Annotated in this window: 5 protein-coding genes; 2 read left to right on the top strand and 3 right to left on the bottom strand. The window is 41.3% G+C overall.

Annotated elements, in window-relative coordinates:
- The coding region (locus tag VNZ46_RS03145) for a tetratricopeptide repeat protein (protein ID WP_325558622.1) at positions 1–1821 on the top strand (1821 nt) is incomplete at its 5' end.
- On the opposite strand, the gene VNZ46_RS03140 is transcribed toward VNZ46_RS03145, so the two are convergent.
- Complete coding sequence (locus VNZ46_RS03140; RefSeq protein ID WP_325558621.1) at positions 1822–2400, bottom strand: RNA polymerase sigma-70 factor; 579 nt, start codon at positions 2398–2400, stop codon at positions 1822–1824. It abuts the gene before it with no gap.
- A 542-nt stretch (positions 2401–2942) separates the two neighbouring features.
- Here VNZ46_RS03140 and VNZ46_RS03135 point away from each other — a divergent pair.
- On the top strand, positions 2943–3626 hold the full coding sequence (locus tag VNZ46_RS03135) for a DUF4397 domain-containing protein (protein WP_325558620.1): 684 nt from the start codon (positions 2943–2945) through the stop codon (positions 3624–3626).
- 147 nt (positions 3627–3773) lie between these two features.
- Here the strand turns inward: VNZ46_RS03135 and VNZ46_RS03130 are convergent, their stop codons facing one another.
- Positions 3774–4706, bottom strand: coding sequence for a hypothetical protein (locus VNZ46_RS03130; RefSeq protein WP_325558619.1), 933 nt, complete (start codon positions 4704–4706; stop codon positions 3774–3776).
- Positions 4707–4818: 112 nt separating this feature from the next.
- On the bottom strand, positions 4819–5338 hold a 520-nt coding region (locus tag VNZ46_RS03125; RefSeq protein ID WP_325558618.1), incomplete at its 5' end, for a sugar transferase.

Here is a 5338-nt window from a genome sequence, read left to right as displayed (position 1 = left end):
AACAATGCACTTGGTTTATGGTATCTAAGAAGGGGACAGTTTGCCAAAAGCGAGGCTTATTTTAGACGGGCAATCGAAACCAGTACGCAGCGCAATCCTAATCCATACGATAGTGAGCCACATTACAATCTTGGGCTTTGTTTAAAGTATATGGGCAATCTGGAGGAGGCTTATAAATATTTTTATAAGTCTACCTGGAGCAATGCCTGGAAAGATACCGGCTATTTTGCTGTGGCCCAGATTGATCTATGCAGAAATGAACTGGAGCTTGCACTGGAACATATTCAGCAGACCATCGATCATAATGCCAATAACAGCAAAGCTTATGTTTTAAAAACAGCTATTCTCCGTAAAAACGGCGATTTTGAACAGGCACTGTCTGTATGTACGGATGCTTTAAAAAGAGATCCTTTTAACCTGGGTATATTGTATGAGAAAACGCTATTGCACCAAAAGTTACACCAGGATACAGAAGCCGCCGCAACATTAACTGAACTTGTCACCCTCTCCAGAGGATCGGCGCAGAATTATTTGTCTTATGCCATTGATTATGCCGCAGCGGGTTTATTTACTGAAGCCTCGGCATTATTGGTCCATGCACTTTTAGGAACAAACACCAGCCCACTCGTATATTATTATCTGGGCTGGGTTAGCCATGAACTTGGGAACCGGGAAGAAGCGCAAACCTGGTTCCAGAAAGCCGCAGAAGCAGATTCCTATCTTTGTTTTCCAAACAGACTGGAAGATATTAAAGTATTGGAGCTTGCCATGACCGTCAATCCTTCGGACGCCAAAGCGCCCTATTACCTCGGCAATTTATTTTATGACAAAAGGCAATATCAGGAAGCAGTTAGCAATTGGGCACATTCCATGGAACTGGATGATACTTTTCCAACAGTAATACGCAACCTTGGCATTGCATATTTTAACAAATTGAACGATCCTGAAAAGGCGCTGCAGTTTTTTGAAAAAGCCTATGCCCTTGACCCTTCAGATGCGCGCATTTTAATGGAACTGGACCAGCTCTACAAAAGACTAAACAGAACTCCGCAAACGCGTCTTCAGTTTCTAAATACTCATATAGAAGTAGCCAATCAAAGAGATGATCTCTATCTGGAACGTATTGCCGCACTTAATTTCTCTGGCGATTATGAGGATGCTTTGTCTTTAATCAGAAACAGGCAGTTTCACCCCTGGGAAGGCGGAGAAGGAAAAGTATCCGGACAGTACAGGTATAGTCTTGTCCAGCTTGCCAAAAAAGCCATTGCAGATGGAAGCTATGAACAGGCCATTACTTTCCTCGAACAAGCGCAGCACTACCCTGTTAACCTTGGCGAAGGAAAATTATTCGGTGCACAGGAAAACGATATCTTTTACTGGCTGGGTTATGCCTACCAGGGCTTGAAAGAAACAGATCTTGCAAACAACCATTTCATAAAAGCAACCATAGGCCTTGAGGAACCCTCTGCAGCTCTATTTTACAATGACCAGCAGCCTGATCAGATTTTTTACCAGGGTCTGGCATGGATCAAGCTTGGTGAACAGGACAAGGCTGGAAATATCTTCAAAAAATTAATTGCCTATGGAGAAGAACATGGCAATGACGAAGTTAAGGTAGACTACTTTGCGGTATCTCTGCCTAACCTGCTTCTATTTGAAGATGATTTATCCTTAAGAAATAAAGCGCATTGTTATTTCATGCAAGGTTTGGGTTATGTGGGTCTGGACAAGCCAGCAGAAGCCAAGGCCTTTTTATCGAAGGTACTTCAACTGGATGCAGAACACCAGGGTGCGAAAACGCATATAGATATGCTGGTCTGATTATAATTTAAACCACATCAACAGGTAAAGCATCAGTCCCAATCTGCTTCTTAAAATTTTCAAAGCTCTTTTGATCTGCGTGCTTACCGTCTGTTCCGATATCCCCAACTGGGCTGCAATTTCTTTGTGGCTCAGATTGGACACCCGGCTCATTAGAAACACTTCCCTCATTTTCTCCGGCAGGCCTGCAATTTCCTTATCAATAACAAATTGTAACTGCTTTTCCCTGATCGGATAGTCTGTGGTACCTTCCCAGTCCTGGGCAAAACGACTCAAAGAAATAAAATACCTGGATTGAACATCTTTATGACCAACCAGGTCCAGAACCTTGTGCCGGACAGCCATCATGAGGTAGCCACCAAGATTGGTTTCTGGATTGATCTGTTCCCGTTTAGTCCAGAGCCCGGCAAATACATCTTGCACGATATCCCTGGCTTCTTCCCTGTCCCGGATCTTCTTATAAACATGAGAAAATAATAAGCCTTTATACTTGGCAAAGATCTGGGCAAAAGCCGTGGTGTCCCCTTGCTTTAAAAGTCCTGTTAGTTCGCTGTCACTAAGTGTGCTGTAAGAAGTCATTTGGTTAGCCGGTTATTTAAAGATACTCAATTATCCTCCAATGTTAAATAATATAATTCAATGTGGGGTAATTAAACATTTAACCTATTGGTAAATATATAACATATACAGAAAACAACCAAAACTTTGTTTTGCCAAAAATCTCAAAAATATGAGTCCTGATTTCCATCCGGTTTTTTACCTTCCATGAACCATCACTCTATATACCTCAACCTTTGTTCGGAGAATGCTCAATGAAAGCTCCATAAGAGGGGTCTTCTATTGAATAAGGAACGAAGAAACGCAAATTTACTGAACAACTATACTGCTCTGAGGTTTAACGGAGGCCCTTACCAGCTAAAGGCCTATGTATCCATTTTGATACACTTTATGTTTACATTAAAATTCAGGTTTAAAAATTTTATTAAATTTTACAAATCTCTAAAAAACAACAACTTATATACAAAAACACAGCCAGTTATTTGGCTAAACATCTTTTAAAGGATTGGTTTTTGTTTAAGATATCGTACATACTATTAGACAGTACACACAAAAACTATCTTATGAAAAAACTATCATTCATGAAAAATTTGCTGGCGGGAGCCGCAGTTTTGACCATCGCTGTATCGTTTACCTCTTGCAAAAAGAACGACGTAGATGAATCCGGATCAGCTAATCTTAAAATTGTAAACGCCTCTCCATCGTCTTCAGCACAATCCTTTTACCTGGCCAATAACGTAGTAGTACAGGGCGGGCTAAATTTCGGAGATGCCAAGGGCTACATCGCTGCCAATTCAGGCAATAATCTGGAAGCGCAATTTCGTAATGAAGGTTCTTCAACAGCTTTTGCAACGGGAAAATTCAATTTTAACAATGGCAGCAGCTATACCGTGTTTCTGGCGGGAGACGGACAGTCTGCAAGGGTAAAATTATTCCCTGACGATTTATCTCCGGTGGAAGGAAAAGCAAAAGTGAGATTTGTGCATTTAAGTGATGCTGCTCCCGCAAACATCGACATCAGGAAGGCAAGCGGAGATAATCTGATCGTCAACCTGGCACATGACAATGCGAGTAATTATGTATCTCTTGATCCTGGTATTTTATCCCTGCAGGTTTTTGCAACCGGACAAAGTGCAAGTCTTGGAAATTTTGATCTGAGTGCATTTGCTGCTGGCAAGATTTACATGGTGTATATTACCGGTTCAACAACCAGCACAATCGCTGTACATCAGATTGCACATAACTAGACTTTATTACAGGAGAGATTTGTTTGGATATTGATTTCTTTACAGATCTCTCCTATCGTCGAGATGACGCAGAACCAAAGAAAGATGACGCACGGACAAGGTGAGATGTGGGCAAGGAAATCGAAATGACGCACGCACAAGGAGAGATTATATTTTGGCTAATTTAATGGCATACCTGATCTTTTCATCCAGGTCCCCCGCTGCTCGCTCCAGCATCCCTAAACATTCCTTTAAGTCTGTATCACCTGCTTTCAATAATTCTACAAGGCCCAATATACTCACCAAAGGACCTCTGAGTTCATGGGACTGAATATGAGCGATTTCCCTTAACGATTCATTCTGTTGTATAATCACCTGCTCTTGTGCCTTATGCTGAGAAATATTAGAGGCATTGATCAGCAAGCCTATAATTCTTTGTTCTGAATCCCGTACGGGATCATAGCAGACTTCTAAGAAAATAGATTCTTCATCGTAATCAATTTCCTGTTCCATTCTCACCCTGTTTCCAAATAAAGCTTTCTTACAGCTCAGATAGAACAGCTCCCGGGTTTGTGGTCTAAGCAGATCCAGCATATAAGCTCCCCGATAAATTTCAATACCGCTAACGCTTTTAAAAAAGGCAGCACATGTTTTATTATAATCCAGAACCTTGATGTCGGTATCGAGTAATAAATGAATACCCGATGAACTTTCAAAGAATGCCCGTTGCTGTGTTTTTACCTCGTTGATGCGTTCCATTTCAAGAATCCTGACAATCTGCCTGCTCAAGAGTTCCATGGTTTCGATTTGTTTGGGAACCACCCTTCCTCGCCTGGTATCCATAACGCTTAAAGTGCCAACAATAAAATCTCCGCCTGATATAATCGGTACGCTGGCGAATAAGCTTACGCCTTTAGGCCAAACTTCATTTTCAGGGATGCCGACCTGCGCTTTGATATAATCTTCTTCACCACGACGCAAACTCAGACAAGCGAATTTAGTTTCGCATACTTCGGCACATAAAGCCACCAATCCCTGGATATCCAGTTCATGATAGCGTTCCATTTGCTTCGTTATATCTGGTCTTTTGCGTTGATTCATAGTCTTGCTTTTAGCGTTTAAAGCAATTCATAACAAATATAGTGGGCAGACCATCTTATTAAGTTATCTGAGTGGTTCAGTTCTTTACATTGAACAAACTGAACAAGCGCACTTAATAGGCGTTATCTTCACCCTTCATCAAATTAATGATGGTCATAAATACAATTTTTACATCAAACATGGCCGTCCAGTTCTCCAGATAGTAAATATCCAACTTTACACGGTTTTCCATAGCCTGTCTGTCTTTGGTTTCTCCCCTGAACCCGTTTACCTGCGCCAGTCCGGTAATCCCTGGCTTTAAAAATTGGCGCACCATGTACTGGCTAATGATCTCTTTATATTCTTGTGTATGTTTTAACATATGCGGACGCGGTCCAACCACACTCATATTCCCTATGAAAACATTAAAAAACTGTGGAAGTTCATCCATACTTGTACGTCTCATAATTCTCCCTAAGGGTGTAATCCGGTCATCTTCTTTAGAAGCCTGGTGCACATCAGACCTATCATTTACCTTCATACTTCTGAATTTATAACACCAGAAAGTTTCATCGTTCCTGCCCGTTCTTTTTTGTTTAAATAATACCGGGCCCTTGCTTTGTAATTTAATCAGGATGGCCAGCAATGGGAAC

Source organism: Pedobacter sp. (assembly GCF_035566355.1).
Lineage (GTDB): Bacteria > Bacteroidota > Bacteroidia > Sphingobacteriales > Sphingobacteriaceae > Pedobacter.
This window is presented reverse-complemented; position numbering and strand designations above follow the sequence as displayed.